Origin of the sequence: Paraburkholderia sp. SUR17 (genome assembly GCF_029536165.1) — a bacterium.
In the GTDB taxonomy this organism is placed as follows: Bacteria; Pseudomonadota; Gammaproteobacteria; order Burkholderiales; family Burkholderiaceae; genus Paraburkholderia; species Paraburkholderia kururiensis.
In genome coordinates, this window is sequence record NZ_CP120509.1 from 222,848 (window position 1) to 238,038 (window position 15,191).

The 15,191-nt window shown below is 62.0% G+C and carries 13 protein-coding genes, 1 tRNA gene and 1 pseudogene; 8 read left to right on the forward strand and 7 right to left on the reverse strand.

Annotated features, from left to right (window positions below):
* The first annotated feature begins 90 nt into the window (after positions 1–90).
* Positions 91–897 (forward strand): GTP cyclohydrolase FolE2, encoded by an 807-nt coding sequence (folE2, locus tag P2869_RS18530; protein WP_126879261.1) that lies wholly within the window; start codon positions 91–93, stop codon positions 895–897.
* An 82-nt stretch (positions 898–979) separates the two neighbouring features.
* On the opposite strand, the gene tsaD is transcribed toward folE2, so the two are convergent.
* Positions 980–2,008, reverse strand: a complete 1,029-nt coding sequence (gene tsaD, locus P2869_RS18535; RefSeq protein WP_017773308.1) for a tRNA (adenosine(37)-N6)-threonylcarbamoyltransferase complex transferase subunit TsaD — start codon at positions 2,006–2,008, stop codon at positions 980–982.
* Between the two features lie 123 nt (positions 2,009–2,131).
* Between tsaD and P2869_RS18540 the strand changes: the two genes are divergently transcribed.
* From P2869_RS18540 to P2869_RS18565, 6 genes are all read left to right on the forward strand, one after another.
* Positions 2,132–3,358 (forward strand): NAD(P)/FAD-dependent oxidoreductase, encoded by a 1,227-nt coding sequence (locus P2869_RS18540; RefSeq protein ID WP_277599113.1) that lies wholly within the window; start codon positions 2,132–2,134, stop codon positions 3,356–3,358.
* Positions 3,359–3,428: 70 nt separating this feature from the next.
* Positions 3,429–3,641 carry a 30S ribosomal protein S21 gene (rpsU, locus tag P2869_RS18545; protein WP_026121147.1) on the forward strand — a complete coding sequence of 71 codons (213 nt, stop codon included), beginning with the start codon at positions 3,429–3,431 and terminating at the stop codon, positions 3,639–3,641.
* Positions 3,642–3,947: 306 nt separating this feature from the next.
* Positions 3,948–4,394: a GatB/YqeY domain-containing protein gene (locus P2869_RS18550; protein ID WP_277599114.1), complete on the forward strand. Its 447-nt coding sequence runs from the start codon at positions 3,948–3,950 to the stop codon at positions 4,392–4,394.
* 105 nt (positions 4,395–4,499) lie between these two features.
* Positions 4,500–6,389, forward strand: a complete 1,890-nt coding sequence (gene dnaG, locus P2869_RS18555) for a DNA primase (RefSeq protein WP_126879258.1) — start codon at positions 4,500–4,502, stop codon at positions 6,387–6,389.
* A gap of 107 nt (positions 6,390–6,496) precedes the next feature.
* Positions 6,497–8,884, forward strand: a complete 2,388-nt coding sequence (gene rpoD, locus P2869_RS18560; RefSeq protein ID WP_176049109.1) for an RNA polymerase sigma factor RpoD — start codon at positions 6,497–6,499, stop codon at positions 8,882–8,884.
* 118 nt (positions 8,885–9,002) lie between these two features.
* A tRNA-Ile gene (locus P2869_RS18565) sits at positions 9,003–9,090 on the forward strand.
* A 97-nt stretch (positions 9,091–9,187) separates the two neighbouring features.
* Here the strand turns inward: P2869_RS18565 and P2869_RS18570 are convergent.
* The 3 genes from P2869_RS18570 to P2869_RS18580 form a co-directional block, all read right to left on the reverse strand.
* Complete coding sequence (locus P2869_RS18570) at positions 9,188–9,688, reverse strand: TniQ family protein (RefSeq protein WP_277599115.1); 501 nt, start codon at positions 9,686–9,688, stop codon at positions 9,188–9,190.
* 102 nt (positions 9,689–9,790) lie between these two features.
* Positions 9,791–10,603 (reverse strand): ATP-binding protein, encoded by an 813-nt coding sequence (locus P2869_RS18575; RefSeq protein ID WP_277599116.1) that lies wholly within the window; start codon positions 10,601–10,603, stop codon positions 9,791–9,793.
* 304 nt (positions 10,604–10,907) lie between these two features.
* Positions 10,908–11,492, reverse strand: a complete 585-nt coding sequence (locus tag P2869_RS18580; protein WP_277599117.1) for a TetR/AcrR family transcriptional regulator — start codon at positions 11,490–11,492, stop codon at positions 10,908–10,910.
* A 112-nt stretch (positions 11,493–11,604) separates the two neighbouring features.
* On the opposite strand from P2869_RS18580, the gene P2869_RS18585 reads away from it, so the two are divergent.
* Entirely contained in the window at positions 11,605–12,597 is a 993-nt protein-coding gene (locus tag P2869_RS18585; protein ID WP_277599118.1) for an SDR family NAD(P)-dependent oxidoreductase, read from the forward strand.
* Between the two features lie 154 nt (positions 12,598–12,751).
* On the opposite strand, the gene P2869_RS18590 is transcribed toward P2869_RS18585, so the two are convergent.
* From P2869_RS18590 to P2869_RS31125, 3 genes and pseudogenes are all read right to left on the reverse strand, one after another.
* On the reverse strand, positions 12,752–14,095 hold the full coding sequence (locus P2869_RS18590) for an MFS transporter (protein ID WP_277599119.1): 1,344 nt from the start codon (positions 14,093–14,095) through the stop codon (positions 12,752–12,754).
* Positions 14,096–14,165: 70 nt separating this feature from the next.
* Positions 14,166–14,537 carry a 3-hydroxyacyl-CoA dehydrogenase family protein gene (locus tag P2869_RS31120; protein ID WP_346833764.1) on the reverse strand — a complete coding sequence of 124 codons (372 nt, stop codon included), beginning with the start codon at positions 14,535–14,537 and terminating at the stop codon, positions 14,166–14,168.
* Positions 14,538–14,549: 12 nt separating this feature from the next.
* Positions 14,550–15,098, reverse strand: a pseudogene (locus tag P2869_RS31125) (3-hydroxyacyl-CoA dehydrogenase NAD-binding domain-containing protein); the annotation flags it as partial.
* Positions 15,099–15,191: the final 93 nt, after the last annotated feature.

Genomic DNA, 15,191 nt, shown 5'->3' on the forward strand with positions numbered 1-15,191 from the left:
GATGGGCCAAGGCCCATCTGGCAAAACGCCGGCGTGCTGCCGGCGTTTGCCTTTGCGCGTCCAGTTTTGCGCGCCATTGAGGACAACAAGATGAACCAGATGAACCCCGCCTTCGTGATGCCCGACGTGCAGAGCACGGTGGACACACGGCAGATCCCGATTCAGCGGGTGGGCGTGAGGGCGGTGCGCCATCCGTTGACGGTACGCACGGGTAGCGGCGAAGCGCAGCCCACCGTCGGCGTGTGGAATCTCGACGTTCATCTGCCGGCGCATCAGAAGGGCACGCATATGTCGCGGTTCGTCGCGTTGCTCGAAGAGAACCGCGAGCCGCTCGAGCCGGCTACGTTCCGCCGGATGCTGGCGGCGATGCTCCAGAAGCTGGAAGCGGACGCCGGCCGTATCGAAGTGTCGTTCCCGTATTTCGTGAAGAAAGTGGCGCCTGTCTCGGGCGTGGAAAGTCTGCTCGACTACGAGGTGACGCTCACCGGCGATGCGCGCAACGGCGAGACGCGGCTCTTCCTGAAGGTGCTCGTGCCCGTGACGAGCTTGTGCCCGTGCTCCAAGAAGATTTCCGAATACGGCGCCCACAACCAGCGCTCGCACGTGACGATCAGCGCTGAACTGGCCGGCGACCTCGCACCGGAAGAACTGATCGCCATCGCGGAGGAAGAAGCGTCGTGCGAACTGTGGGGACTGCTCAAGCGCCCGGACGAAAAGTTCGTGACCGAGCGCGCCTACGAGAATCCCAAGTTCGTCGAAGACCTGGTGCGGGACGTGGCGCAGCGCCTGAACGACGATGTGCGCGTGGCCGCATACACGCTCGAAGCGGAGAACTTCGAATCGATTCACAACCACAGCGCGTACGCGGTGATCGAGCACGACAAGCGTGTTGCGTGAGGCTCCAGGCTTTTGATCGTGCCTACGCGGCGGGTGGAAACCGTACCGCTTTTTGTTCGCCGCCTCGCCTGATGTCCCGCCCTTACTGCTGCGCGAGCGACGAAAGATCCCAGCGCGGCTTCACCGTGAACGCGTAGTTCTTCACGGCCTGCGCCGGCCAGCGCTGAAGTCGCAGCGCGCCGGCAAGCGCGATCATCGCGCCGTTGTCGGTGCAGAGCGCGAGGTCGGGGTAGTGGACGTGGAACCCACGTTTCGCCGCCGCGGCCGAAAGCGCTTCGCGCAACTGCCGGTTCGCCCCCACTCCGCCTGCCACCACGAGTCGCTTGAGCTTCGTCCGCTTGAGGGCCGCCAGCGACTTTGCCGCCAACACGTCCACCGCGGCGTCGACGAAACCGCGTGCGATATCGGCCTTGGCCTGTTCGCAGACGTTTCCGCCCAGCCGCTTCACCTGCGTGAGCACAGCGGTCTTCAAACCGCTGAAGCTGAAGTCCAGATCGCCTGAATGCAGCATGGGGCGCGGCAGGTCGACGGCGCCCGGCGTGCCGAATTCAGCGAGCCGCGAGACTTCCGGGCCGCCCGGGTAGCCAAGGCCGAGCAGCTTCGCGGTCTTGTCGAAGGCTTCGCCGGCGGCGTCGTCGAGCGTTTCGCCGAGGGTCTCGTAGACACCGACGTCGGTTACGCGCATGAGCTGAGTGTGACCGCCCGACACGAGCAGCGCGACGAACGGGAACGGCGGCGGTGCATCGACGAGCAGCGGCGAAAGCAGATGCCCTTCGAGGTGATGGATGCCGATGGTCGGCTTGTCCCAGGCCATGGCAAGCGCGTTTGCGATGCTGGCGCCCACGAGCAGCGCACCGGCGAGGCCGGGGCCTTGCGTATAAGCGATGGCGTCGATGTCGCCTCGCGTGGCGCCCGAACGTTCCAGCACGTCTTCCAGCAGCGGCAGCGCGCGCCGGATATGGTCGCGCGAGGCGAGTTCCGGCACCACGCCGCCGTACTCCCGGTGCATGGCGATCTGCGAATGCAGCGCATGCGCGAGCAGGCCGCGCTCGGTGTCGTAGAGCGCAAGACCGGTTTCGTCGCAGGAGCTTTCGATGCCGAGAACAAGCATGATTCGATGCGGCGCGTGCGGTGGCCAGGTGCTAACCGGGCGGTGGAGCAGCGCGTCCGCAGAAGTTGGAGGCGAGCCTGAAAGTATAGCAGTGCCCAGGAACGGCCACGGGCCGCAGGTACAATGCGCGCCATGGAATCTTTCGATATTGCGGTGATCGGCGCGGGTGCGGCCGGCATGATGTGCGCCTCTGTGGCCGGGCAACTGGGCCGGCGCGTGGTGCTGATCGACCACTCGCCGAACCTTGCCGAAAAAATCCGCATATCGGGCGGCGGTCGCTGCAACTTCACGAATCTGTATGCAGGACCGGCCAATTACCTGTCCGCCAACCCGCATTTTTGCCGCTCCGCGCTGGCGCGCTATACGCCGCGCGACTTCATGGCACTCCTCAAGCGCCACGGCGTAACGTGGCATGAGAAGCACAAAGGGCAGCTTTTCTGCAATCAGTCGAGCGAGGCCGTGATCGACGTGCTGCGCGCCGAGTGCGACGCAGGCCGGATCGCGTGGCGGCGACCGCTCGCGGTGGAACATGTCGAGTACGCGCAGCCAGGCGGCTTCACGCTGGGCACGAAGGCGGGGCAGATTCGCGCACGCGCGCTCGTGATTGCGACAGGCGGACTGTCCATTCCGAAGATCGGCGCAACGGACTTCGCGTATCGTCTCGCAAAGCAGTTCGGCCACAAGCTCGTGGATACACGTCCCGCGCTCGTGCCGCTGACGTTTGCCGCCCAGGACTGGGCGCCGTTTTCGGCGCTCTCGGGCGTTTCGCTCGAGGTTCATCTCGCTACCGGCAACCGCAAGACCGGGGGCGAATTCGTGGAAGATCTGCTGCTCACCCACCGCGGCCTTTCTGGTCCCGGCGTGCTGCAGATTTCGAGCTACTGGCAGCCGGGTGAGCCGATCCACGTCAATCTGCTGCCGGAGCGGGACGTTGCGGCAGCGCTGATCGAGGCGAAAGGCGCCACGAAGCGGCAAATCGGTAATCTGCTCTCCGAGTGGCTGCCCAGCCGGCTCGCGCACGTCTGGCTGCAAACGCATCAAATCGCGCCCGAGGCGCGCCTTGCCGACCTCCCGGATCGCGCGCTGCGCCGCATTGGCGAGACACTTTCGCGCTGGACGCTCACCCCGAGCGGCACGGAGGGCTATCGAAAGGCCGAAGTGACGCGCGGGGGCGTGGATACGCGCGAGCTGTCGTCGTCGACGCTCATGAGCGAGCGGGTGCCGGGGCTGTTCTTCGTCGGCGAGGCCGTCGACGTGACGGGATGGCTCGGCGGCTACAACTTTCAGTGGGCGTGGGCGTCGGGCGTGGCCGCCGGAAAAGCCGCCGCCGGATACGCAGAATCGGCTTGACGGCTGGCTGTCTTTGTGCAAAACGCTCTGCTATACTCTCCGTTCTTTGCCCCTTTCCCGTTATTGGAAAATGACGACGATCCGCGTTAAAGAAAACGAGCCGTTTGAAGTAGCGATGCGCCGCTTCAAACGCACGATCGAGAAGAACGGCCTGTTGACCGAACTTCGTGCACGCGAGTTTTACGAAAAGCCGACGGCGGAGCGCAAGCGCAAGAAGGCTGCCGCGGTGAAGCGCCACTTCAAGCGCCTGCGCAGCCAGATGCTGCCGAAGAAGTTCTACTGATTCCGGCGCCGCTGCGCCGCCTCGGACCCCAGGGTCCCCGGTCAGTGCGGCGGAAGGTGGCGGCGAGGTCCGCTGCCGCGAAGCGGTGCAGGAGGCAAGAGCCTGTACCGCGAGGCCATCCTGGTGAGGCCGCAACCAAAGAATCTGCGCCAACCCGCTTGGAAAATGTTCCAAGCGGGTTTTTGCATTAATGCGCCGTCGGCTGTTGTGCAATGCAGGCGGCGCGGCAAGACTTCGTCTTGCACGGTTCGAGCCGGTCGGCGAGCTTCCCGGGCGTTTTAGCAATCCAACGAATGCAGGTGAGTGATGAGTCTAAGAGACCAGATCAACGACGACATGAAGGCCGCCATGCGCGCGCGCGAAACCGAGCGGCTCGGCACGATTCGTCTGTTGCTCGCGGCAATCAAGCAGCGTGAGGTCGACGATCGCGTGACGCTCGACGACGCCGGCATCACGGTCGTCATCGACAAGATGATCAAGCAGCGCAAGGATTCGATCAGCCAGTTCGAGGCCGCCGGCCGCACCGATCTGGTCAGCAAGGAGAGCGCGGAGCTTGCGGTGCTGTCGGCCTATATGCCTGAGCAGCTTTCGGCTGAGCAGATCGCCGCTGAAGTTGCGGCCGCCGTTGCGCAGACGGGCGCCGCAGGCCCGCAGGACATGGGCAAGGTGATGGGCGTGCTCAAGCCGAAGCTGGCGGGCCGGGCCGACATGACCGCCGTGTCGGCGCAGGTCAAGGCTGCGCTCTCGAAGTAAAACGCCGTCGCTGGCCGGCGCCGTGCCGCCAAGGCGGCACCGTGAGTCCGGCTGTGCCGCCATGCAATTCCGTACCGTCCCGCACGTTTCTGGCCGCGCCATTCGATGATTCCGCATTCGTTCCTGCAGGATCTGCTGAACCGCGTCGATATTGTCGACGTGGTTGGACGCTACGTGCAATTGAAGAAGGGCGGCGCGAATTTCATGGGGCTCTGCCCGTTTCACAACGAAAAGAGCCCTTCGTTCACCGTTAGTCCTACCAAGCAGTTCTATCACTGCTTCGGTTGCGGGGCGCACGGCACGGCGATCGGCTTTCTCATGGAGCATGCCGGGCTCACGTTTCCAGAAGCAGTAAACGAACTGGCGCAGTCAGTGGGGCTGACCGTTCCGAACGAGCCGGCACCCGGGCGCGGCAACAGCGGTTCGTATGGCGGGCAGGGCGGCGGATACGACTACGGGCCGGCTGCCTCCAGGGCGGTCACCACAGCGCTATCCGACGTCATGCAGACAGCGTGCGATTTTTACCGCAAGCAACTGCGCGGTGCGCCCAACGCGATTCAGTACTTGAAAAAGCGCGGGCTGACAGGCGAAGTTGCGGCGCGTTTCGGACTTGGTTACGCGCCGGACGGCTGGCAGAACCTGGAGGCCGCGTTCCCCAATTATCGGGACGACGCGCTGGTGGAAGCGGGCCTTGTGATCGTTAGCGAGAAGCAGGACGCGCAGGGCCAGGCGCGCCGCTACGATCGCTTTCGGGAACGGATCATGTTCCCCATCCGCAATGTGAAGGGCCAGGTGATCGGCTTCGGTGGGCGCGTATTGGACGGAGGCGAGCCGAAGTATTTGAATTCGCCCGAAACGCCGCTATTTAACAAGGGCAGCGAGCTGTATGGGCTCTTCGAAGCCCGGCTCGCGATACGCGAACAACACTATGTGCTCGTGGTCGAAGGCTACATGGACGTGGTCGCACTAGCGCAGCTTGGATTCCAGAACGCTGTGGCCACGCTCGGCACGGCCTGTACGCCGATTCACGTGCAGAAGCTGCTGCGTCAAACCGACACGGTAATTTTCAGCTTCGACGGCGACTCGGCGGGGCGACGGGCGGCGCGTCGCGCGCTGGACGCCTGCCTGCCGCACGCGGCGGACAACCGCACCATCCGGTTCCTGTTCCTGCCGACGGAGCACGACCCGGACAGCTACGTCCGTGAATTCGGCACGGAGGCGTTTGCCGAACAGGTCGAGCGTGCCATGCCGCTGTCACAGTTTCTGTTGAACGAAGTACTGGTAGGCAAGGAACTGGACCAGCCGGAAGGCAGGGCACGCGCGCTCTTCGATGCCAAGCCGTTGTTGCAGGCTCTGCCGGCCAATGCGCTGCGTTCGCAGATCATGCACATGCTGGCGGACCGGCTGGACGTGCCGTTCGAAGAGGTGGCGGCCCTCTGCGAGGTGGATGCCCGCATTGCCGCCGCCGCGCGTACCGCGCCGCCGCGCAAGGACCGGCGCGCGGTAACGGGAATCGAGCAGCGCGCGCTGCGCAATCTCGTCATGCATCCGAGGATCGTGTTGGAGCTGGATGAAGAGGCCGAACGAGCGTTGCTCGCGCTGACGCGCAATGGCGAACTGTTCGAGGAGGTCGCCACGCACGCGCGCGCACTGGGGGACGCGGCAGCATTTCAGCTGCTCTCCGACCTGCTGAGAAACGGCGCAAACGCGGCAACCTTCGAGGAAATCTTTCGCGAAATTCTGAACTATGATGAAAACGTTCGGGATTTGTTGCTGAAGGATGCCGAGGATTCCGCCGTGATCGAGGAACGGCGCGAGCAGGAGCGACTGGCCGCTGAGGAGCTGAAGGCGGCGATTCTCAAGATGCGTTACGACGCGTGGTGCGACCGCCTGGATGCGCTGTCGCGTCAATCGAAACACACGCCCGAGGAATTGGCGGAGCTGACGGATCTGAACCAGAAGCGCGCCGAAATGAAGCGGCAGCTCGGGCTGTAACCGATCGGAGGCCGCGCGGGGAGGGGGTAAGCCCGCGTGCTATAATAAAAGGTTTCCAGCGGCTGTTTTTCCAGGCATCCAGTAATCCAGCAAGGGACGGACTCGCAATGGCAAAGACTACGGGCGGAAAAAGAGCGACAGGCAAGGGCTCCGAAGAGCCGACCACGACGGTCAATCAGGCCAGATCCTCTCGTTCCGCAGCAAAAGCGTCTGATGCCGGCACCGCCCCTGTTGCCAGAAAACGGGCCCCGGCGGCTTCGGCCGCGCGAGCTGCACCAGCGCGTGCAGCTAAAGCTTCGACCCAACCGGCCACGAAGCGGTCCGGTGAGAGAAGCGCAAGGGAAGTGCCTGCCGTCGCGGACGATGCGGCAGAGCGCGAGACTCAAGTATCCACGGTTCAAGAGGCTGTTGTCCAGCAGCCGCGAGTCGAGACTACAGCCGGTACGGCGAACTCCATGACGAAAAAGCTGAACGAAGTATCCGTCGATGACGACGCAACCCAGAGCGAAGAAACGGCGCCCACGCCCGCCAAGGGTGAGAAGGCGCGTGCCCGCGACCGCCGCGCAAAGGAAAAGGCGCTGCTGAAGGACGCGTTCGCGTCGACGCAGCCCGGCACCGTCGAGGAGCTCGAGGAGCGCCGCTCCAAGCTGCGTGCGCTGATCAAGCTCGGCAAGGAACGCGGCTTCCTGACCTACGCCGAAATCAACGATCACCTGCCGGACAACTTCACGGAAACCGAGGCGATCGAAGGCATCATCAGCACGTTCAACGACATGGGCGTGGCAGTGTACGAGCAGGCGCCCGACGCGGAAACGTTGCTGCTCAACGACAACGCGCCGGCCGCGTCGTCGGACGACGAAGTGGAAGAGGAAGCGGAAGTCGCACTCTCCACCGTCGACTCCGAATTCGGCCGCACGACCGACCCCGTGCGCATGTACATGCGCGAAATGGGTACCGTCGAGCTGCTCACGCGTGAAGGCGAAATCGAAATCGCGAAGCGCATCGAAGACGGCCTGAAGCACATGGTGATGGCCATCTCGGCGTGCCCCACGACGATCGCCGACATTCTCGCCATGGCCGAGCGCGTGGCGAACGACGAGATTCGCGTCGACGAACTCGTCGACGGCCTGATCGATCCGAACGCGGAAGATACCGACGGCTTCTCGGCTCAGGAAGCGGAGGAGATCGAAAACGCCGAAGAGGAAGAGGAAGAAGAGGAAGAGGAAGAAGAGGAAGACGACGACGGCACCGCGCAGGCCACGGCCAACGCGGCGCAGCTCGAAGCCCTCAAGCGCACCTCGCTCGAAAAGTTCGCGCTGATCAGCGAATGGTTCGACAAGATGCGTCGCGCGTTCGAGAAGGAAGGCTACAAGTCGAAGTCGTACCTCAAGGCGCAGGAAACGATCCAGAACGAACTGATGTCGATCCGCTTCACGGCGCGTACCGTGGAGCGTCTGTGCGATACGCTGCGTGCGCAGGTGGATGAAGTGCGCCAGGTGGAACGCCAGATTCTGCACATCGTGGTCGACAAGTGCGGCATGCCGCGCTCGGAATTCATCGCCCGCTTCCCGGGCAGTGAAACCGATCTCGAATGGGCCGACAAGATCGTGGGCGAGAGCCATTCGTACAGCGCCATCCTGTCGCGCAACATTCCGGCGATCCGCGAACAGCAACAACGGCTGCTGGACCTCCAGGCGCGCGTGGTGCTGCCGCTCAAGGACCTGAAGGAAACCAACCGCCAGATGGCGGCGGGCGAGTTGAAGGCACGTCAGGCCAAGCGTGAAATGACCGAGGCGAACCTGCGTCTCGTGATCTCGATTGCGAAGAAGTACACGAACCGTGGTCTGCAGTTCCTCGACCTCATCCAGGAAGGCAACATCGGCCTGATGAAGGCGGTGGACAAGTTCGAATATCGCCGCGGCTACAAGTTCTCGACGTACGCGACGTGGTGGATCCGCCAGGCCATTACGCGTTCGATCGCGGACCAGGCGCGCACGATCCGTATTCCGGTTCACATGATCGAAACGATCAACAAGATGAACCGCATCTCGCGGCAGATTCTGCAGGAAACCGGTCTCGAGCCGGATCCGGCAACGCTTGCCGAGAAGATGGAGATGCCGGAAGACAAGATCCGCAAGATCATGAAGATCGCGAAGGAGCCGATCTCGATGGAAACGCCGATCGGTGACGACGACGATTCCCATCTGGGCGACTTCATCGAAGATACGAACACCGTCGCACCGGCAGACGCCGCGCTGCACGCGAGCATGCGCGACGTGGTGAAGGATGTGCTCGATTCGCTGACGCCGCGCGAAGCGAAGGTGCTGCGTATGCGCTTCGGTATCGAGATGAGCACCGACCACACGCTCGAAGAGGTCGGCAAGCAGTTCGACGTGACGCGTGAACGGATCCGCCAGATCGAGGCGAAGGCACTGCGCAAGCTGCGTCATCCGAGCCGTTCGGACAAGCTCAAGTCGTTCCTGGAAGGCAATTGACGTAGTACCGTTGCCGCGGTTTCGAGGGCTGCGTCATGGCCCTGAGTGCAGCGGTTTCGTGTAACATGTCGCGACTGTAAACGAGGCCCGGCCTTCCCAAAGACCGGGTCTTTTTATTGGGCCGGACGCCGTGCTGGTTGCAGGCAGCGGACTCATAATCCGCCTCCGAAAGGACACCGTGGGTTCGAATCCCACCCGGCCCACCATTCCCCGTTCCCTCGAACTTCAACATGTTGTGCCGTTAAGCATAAAGTGGCCATCGTGACACGTTATGCTTTATTTCCCGATGGGACGCATTTTGCTTTATCGGGAATCGGTGGTAGCGTGAAGAGCTTTGTTCGCATCGCGCAGAGGCGAACGGACGCAAAAATGCCGGCCTAAGGGCCGGCTTTTTTGTTGTGGCGGGGGGCCGCGTCGCCTAGCTCGCGCCGAGCGCCTCCCTCCTTCAACCAGTGATGGGCCGTGGCCTTGCATAGACCCACTCGTCGGGCAAACAACGTCACGCCACGGCAAGAGCGTGAGCTTGTCGAGTTGCTCGACACCGGTCAAAGCAGACAGCGCAGCCGACCAGTTGTTTGCTGAATCGCCAATGCTGTCGATGTTTCCAACGTGCCAAGTATATTTCTCGGGGAGTTCCCAGCCGACTGCCTTGGTCACTTGCCGACACAGCGCCGCGACCGACACGCTGTGCGATACGGCCAGCCGGCAGAAGTAACCGAGCAAGCTCTCGACCTCGGGGGTGCCGACGCCGATGGGAGCGAGAGCGTGCAGCGTCGAGCGCGGATTCGAAATTGCGTAGCTCATGCTGCGCTCCTTCTGCCAGCCGATGCCTTGGGCATTGATGGCTTCCTCGCCATCGAGGATTTCGGTAAGTATCCCGTCCCGCTGCGCCTCCGTGAGCAACGCTCACCGGAGCGCCTCTGCGGACCAGCGGTCGTCGGCTTCGGCCAGTCTGGCTGCTCGAACAAGCACGCTGCTCAACGTGCCGATACAACCCAGCGTGTTTTCATGGAGCGCCTCCGCGTAACGCGCCAACTCGCCGCCCCACAGCGCGGGCAGCATCTTTTCGAATGACTGGAGGCAGGCAATGAACGCCCGAACGTCCTCGGGCCGGTCCTGTCGGTAGCGTTTGAAGTGCAGGACGTGAGAGCGCCTCGCGAGCTGACCAGACAGCGACATGAGCCGGTAGAGGTCGTATGAACCGACCAACACCATCTGCGTGCCGCACTGGTTCACGAGTGACTTCAGGGTATCAAGCTGAATCTCCAGCTTGGAGCTGCCGCGCGTTTGGTGAATGCTGTGAGCAGCCTCGTCAATGACGAGGAACTGGACTTTCCGCTCGCGCAGCGTACGTTCGACGGCTGTTCGCAGCGCCGCGAGACTGTTGCCGCTTGCACCCCGCAGCCGGTCCATGCGTCCAGACTGCGGGTCGATGCCATAAGCCGATTTCGGCGAGTCGAGGTCGTCGCCAAGCTGAGCGAGAGTCTGCCGATAGAAGAGTCTCCACGAGAAATCGTTCTCGCCCGAGGCAGGTGCTTCGACAAAGATTGCCGGAATCGTTCCGGCGTTGGCCTCCATTTCGACGGCGGCTCGCTCAACCGCCGCTTCGACCATGTACCTTGCCAGCGTGGTTTGGCCGGCGCCGGTCGGGCCGCAAACGAGGAGCGTGCTGTCCTGGCTGTCGGGGTAAATCAAGGTTTCCAGTTCAGTAGGAACCAAGGTTCCTCGTAAAGCATGGGCTGCCTTCAGCAAGACGGAAAATGGCTGGGAAGCCGCAAAGTGGCAATGCTGCTTGACGCCCGAAATGGTGCCGCCCGGTGCTGATTCAGTGAGTGCTCCGAAGCTAACTTATTTGGAGCCGGCCTTACCCCTCTGAAGTACCGAAAACCGGCAAGCTAACCAATTACAAATCGCGTACTTGGCCGGGGTAAGGTCGCCGCCGCAACGATGAAGAATCTGGCGGCGAAACAGGTTTTCGGAGGCGCATAACTGCCGCTGGGGCAATCAACTCGACACAACAGAATCACCTATCGATTGGCTTCGACCCAAGCAGCAGGATGTCGACTAGTCGTCTGGCGCTTTGCTGCCAGTCTGGAGAAGAAGCGACGTTTGACACTCCCACGAGCGCACGCAGCAGGTCGAGTGGTTCGAGGTCTGCGCGGAGGTCTCCGCTCGCTACCGCGCGCGATACCAGTGTGCGAATTGCAGTCTTGATTTGCTTCCCAGATTCTTCGAACAACCCGGGCGATGTCACGCCGACAATCGTGTTCAGTGCGGGCGCAATGATTTTCTTGGCCGCAATGTAGTCGACAAATAGCAGCATCCACGTTCTCAGTGCCTCCAGCGCGGGTAGCTCACGAGAGAGCCGGCGCTCCTCTCCCGCGAGCCGCTCGACTTCTGCACGGTAGACGCCCTCCAGCAGAGCTGCGCGCGTGGCGAAGTGGCGATAAAGCGTACCTGGGCCAACACCGGCCTGGCGGGCAACCTCCTCCAGGCTGATGTCGGCCCCCTTGTCCGTGAATGCCTTTTTTGCCTCTTCGAGAATGCGCTCGCGGTTGCGCAGCGCGTCGGCTCTCGGCTTCTTTTCTGTTGGCGTCGAATCAGTCATGGGCGAAAGGCTGGTTGCAATCGGAGGTGGCCTCCGATTATCATGCGAAACGGAGCCGCCCTCCGGATGGAGGGCCGTAGTCGTGGCAATCTTACAGTGACGGAGATATGAAATGACCAGACGCTATGGAGCGGCATCAACGACCGACGACGTGCTATCGGGGATTGACCTTCGCGGAAAGCGGATTCTTGTTACGGGCGTATCTGCCGGCCTTGGTGTGGAGACTGCGCGCGCCCTCGCGGCGCATGGCGCGAACATCGTTGGCGCAGCGCGAGACCTTGCGAAAGCACAAGAAATAACCAGACAGGCACGGCAGGAGGCAGTACCGGCTGGCGGCAGCCTGGAGCTTACCGGACTGGACCTTGCAAACCTCAGTAGCGTTCGAGCGTGTGCCAACACCCTGCTCGCTGATGGCCGGCCGTTCGACGTCATCATCGCCAATGCAGGGGTTATGGCCACGCCGCCCGGAAAAACCGCGGACGGCTTCGAAACGCAGTTCGGCACCAATCATCTTGGGCACTTCGTTTTCATTAACCGGCTCGCGCCGCTGCTTCAGGATGGCGGCCGGGTGGTGATGCTCGCATCCTCAGGCCATCGGTTCGCGGATGTCGACCTTGATGACCCCGGCTTTGAGCGTACGCCCTATGAGCCGTTCGTAGCATATGGGCGGTCCAAGACAGCCAATATCCTCTTTGCAGTCGAATTTGACCGCCGGCATCGAGCCCGCGGCGTCCGGGCTACGGCCGTGCATCCCGGTGGAGTCCGCACTGAACTGGGGCGTCACATGAGCGAAGAACATCACACCGCGCTCGTCGAGACGATTAACAGACAGCTCGCATCCGAGGGCAAGCCTCCGTTTGAATTCAAGAGCGTGCCTCAAGGTGCCGCCACGTCCGTCTGGGCCGCCGTAGTGGCGTCGCCGGAGGAAGTTGGGGCGCGGTATTGCGAAAACTGTCATGTGAGTGACGTTGTGGCTGACAACGCCGTGATTACACCCGTGAGCGAAGGTGTTCGCCGGTATGCTCTCGACCCTGTTCGCGCGGAGGCACTTTGGCGAAAGAGCGAGGAGATGGTGGGAGAGTCTTTCAACCCGCCCACCCTGTAGCGGAGGCGCTGCGCGCACCATAATCAGGGCAGGCTGAGCGCGGGCTGCCCTGAAAGGCTTCGAGTACATCGCCCCTTGCGGCACTCGCAATTTGCGTCCAGCGCCTTGTTCATCTCTTGAACTTACTCGTCGGAGCAATTTGCGCTTGCCCGGTTCACACACGTGTGGCGCGCTTCGGCAGTCCGAGTATCACGGCGAGGCCGCCGGCGGTCATGATGGCCGAGACGAAGTAGACGCCGTTTGTCAGGCTCCCAGTTCGCGACTTGATGAATCCGAGCACCGTCGGACTGACGAAACCGCCGATGACACCAATGCAGCTCACAAGCGCCAAACCCACTGCAACCGTTTCCTTGCTCAGATAGGTCGGCGGAATGGACCAGAAGGAGATGCTCGCGCCGAATTCGAAAAATGCGACAAAGCAGAGGAGCGCCAAGGCCCCCGGGAGCGACGAATGGAGCTGCGGCATCAGGGCGAACGCCACTGCGGACAGCACGAGGAATCCGCCCACGTGGATTCGTCGTTCCTTGAAGTAGTCGGAGCTGCGCGAGATGAGCAAAACTCCCGCACCGGCGAACGCATAGGGCAGTGCGCTGTAAAGACCGACCTTGGCGAGGTTGTCGACGCCAAGACCCTTAATCATGGTGGGCAACCAGAACGTGAAGGCGTAGTTGCCGCAGGCGATTGAGAAGTACACGAAGGCAAGTAGCCAGACACGCGGGTCGGATACAGCCTTCCTGAGTTCCAGCAACACATTGCGTTCGGCACTGTCGGCCGTGTCTGCATCTGCATCGAGGACGCGCTGGACGATGGCTTTCTCTTCGTCGTCCAGCCAGCGCGCCTTCGATGGTCGGTCTGCCAGCATGAGATAGCAGATGAAACCAAGCAGGATGGTTGGCAGTCCTTCGATAACGAACATCCACTGCCAACCAGCAAGCCCGAGCGTACCGTTCATGGAGGTCATTACCAGGCCCGATATAGGACCGCCGATGATGCCAGCAACGGGGACTGCAAACATGAACTGCCCGGTAACCGCAGCACGCCGGCTTCGCGGGAACCAATAAGTGAGGTACAGGATGATGCCCGGAAAGAAGCCTCCCTCGAACAGCCCGAGAAGCGCGCGCACGACATAGAAGTGAGTCGGGGTCTTCACGAACATCATTGCTGCCGACGTTATGCCCCAAAGCACCATGATGCGTAAGAGCGTGAGTCTTGCACCAACCCGTTCGAGAAGCATGTTGCTCGGAATTTCAAACAGGAGATACGCCAGGAAGAAAATGCCCGCACCGAGACCGTACACGGCATCAGTGAAGCCAAGGTCCGCCTTCATCTGCAATTGCGCGTAGCCGACGTTGATTCGGTCGAGAAACGCGAGCAAATACGCGAGGAAGAGGAGCGGCATCACGCGCAGGGCAATCTTGCGATAGACGTGGTCTTCCTCCACAGCGTCGCCACGCGCCGGGGTATAAGCGCCTTTGTCAGCGTTGGATGAGATGGACATGTTGTCTCCGTTGCCTTTGTCTTTGTGCAGGCAGTGTCCAGAAACAGGCCGGGTATCGCTTCGAGGCGAACTAGCGGTTGTTGGCCGCAATGAGATGAAGCGCCAGTCTTCTGCGGACCTCGTCGGCCTGCTCAGGAGTCCAGTTGCGCAATCCTTTTCCGGTGCGCATTCCCAGATGCCCGGCGCTGACAAGCTCATTCAGCAAGGGAGACGGCTCTCTTGCGCAGTCCAGGTCGGGAAAAATGATTTCGTGGACGCTGCGTGCAAGGTCGAGCCCGACGAGGTCTGCGTTCTCCATCGGCCCGAGCACCGGCAGGCGCATGCCGAAGCTCAGCTTGACGACGGTGTCGATGGTTTCTGCATCGCACACACCGCGGTGCACAAGCGAGATGGCCTCACGCCATAGGGCGTGTTGGAGCCGGTTGCCGATGAACCCTGGCACGTCCTTGTGAACCTTGACCGGACACTTACCGACCGCGGCAAGAATATTCAAGGTGTCCTCAAAGACGACGCCGGAAGTGAAGCGGGTGCGGATGACTTCAACGAGCGGAACGAGGTGCGCGGGATTCCACCAGTGCGTACCCACGAGACGACAGCGTGCCTGCTCGTCGAGGTTCTCACCAATTGCTGTGATGGGGATAACAGACGTATTGCTCGCCAGAACCGCGGACTCCGGTGCAGCTTCGGCGATATCCGCAAAGAGCTTCTGTTTCAGCGCAACGCGTTCCGGGGCCGCTTCAATGACGAAGTCGGCGTCTGAAACCGATTCGGCGAGGTCGCGACACAAACGGATTCTCTCGAGCACGGGACCCGGCTCGATTCCCATCTGGTCGAGATTGTTCCTGATGTGGTGGCGCGCTGCCTGCAGTACATCGTGGCTTGTGTCGGTTATGGTCGTATCGTGACCTGCCGCAGCAAATACCTGAGCGATGCCGTGACCCATCAGGCCGGCGCCGACGACCGCCACTTTCGATTTCCTCTGCACGACTGTCTCCAATATGTGTCTGCAGCCACGATGGCTCGAGCTGCAGTTCTGGAGTCGATACTATGCAGAGGGGGCTTGCGCAGTAAGGTCGTTATCGGACAACATTGTATC

What these genes read in the sequence shown, in the direction of transcription:
- tsaD (WP_017773308.1), bottom strand. Translation starts at nt 2,008, where the DNA reads ATGCTTGTTCTCGGCATCGAAAGCTCCTGCGACGAAACCGGTCTTGCG.
- rpoD (WP_176049109.1), top strand. Translation starts at nt 6,497, where the DNA reads ATGGCAAAGACTACGGGCGGAAAAAGAGCGACAGGCAAGGGCTCCGAA.
- rpsU (WP_026121147.1), top strand. Translation starts at nt 3,429, where the DNA reads ATGACGACGATCCGCGTTAAAGAAAACGAGCCGTTTGAAGTAGCGATG.
- P2869_RS18585 (WP_277599118.1), top strand. Translation starts at nt 11,605, where the DNA reads ATGACCAGACGCTATGGAGCGGCATCAACGACCGACGACGTGCTATCG.
- P2869_RS18550 (WP_277599114.1), top strand. Translation starts at nt 3,948, where the DNA reads ATGAGTCTAAGAGACCAGATCAACGACGACATGAAGGCCGCCATGCGC.
- P2869_RS18540 (WP_277599113.1), top strand. Translation starts at nt 2,132, where the DNA reads ATGCGCGCCATGGAATCTTTCGATATTGCGGTGATCGGCGCGGGTGCG.
- P2869_RS18580 (WP_277599117.1), bottom strand. Translation starts at nt 11,492, where the DNA reads ATGACTGATTCGACGCCAACAGAAAAGAAGCCGAGAGCCGACGCGCTG.
- P2869_RS18570 (WP_277599115.1), bottom strand. Translation starts at nt 9,688, where the DNA reads ATGAGCTACGCAATTTCGAATCCGCGCTCGACGCTGCACGCTCTCGCT.
- P2869_RS18590 (WP_277599119.1), bottom strand. Translation starts at nt 14,095, where the DNA reads ATGTCCATCTCATCCAACGCTGACAAAGGCGCTTATACCCCGGCGCGT.
- folE2 (WP_126879261.1), top strand. Translation starts at nt 91, where the DNA reads ATGAACCAGATGAACCCCGCCTTCGTGATGCCCGACGTGCAGAGCACG.
- dnaG (WP_126879258.1), top strand. Translation starts at nt 4,500, where the DNA reads ATGATTCCGCATTCGTTCCTGCAGGATCTGCTGAACCGCGTCGATATT.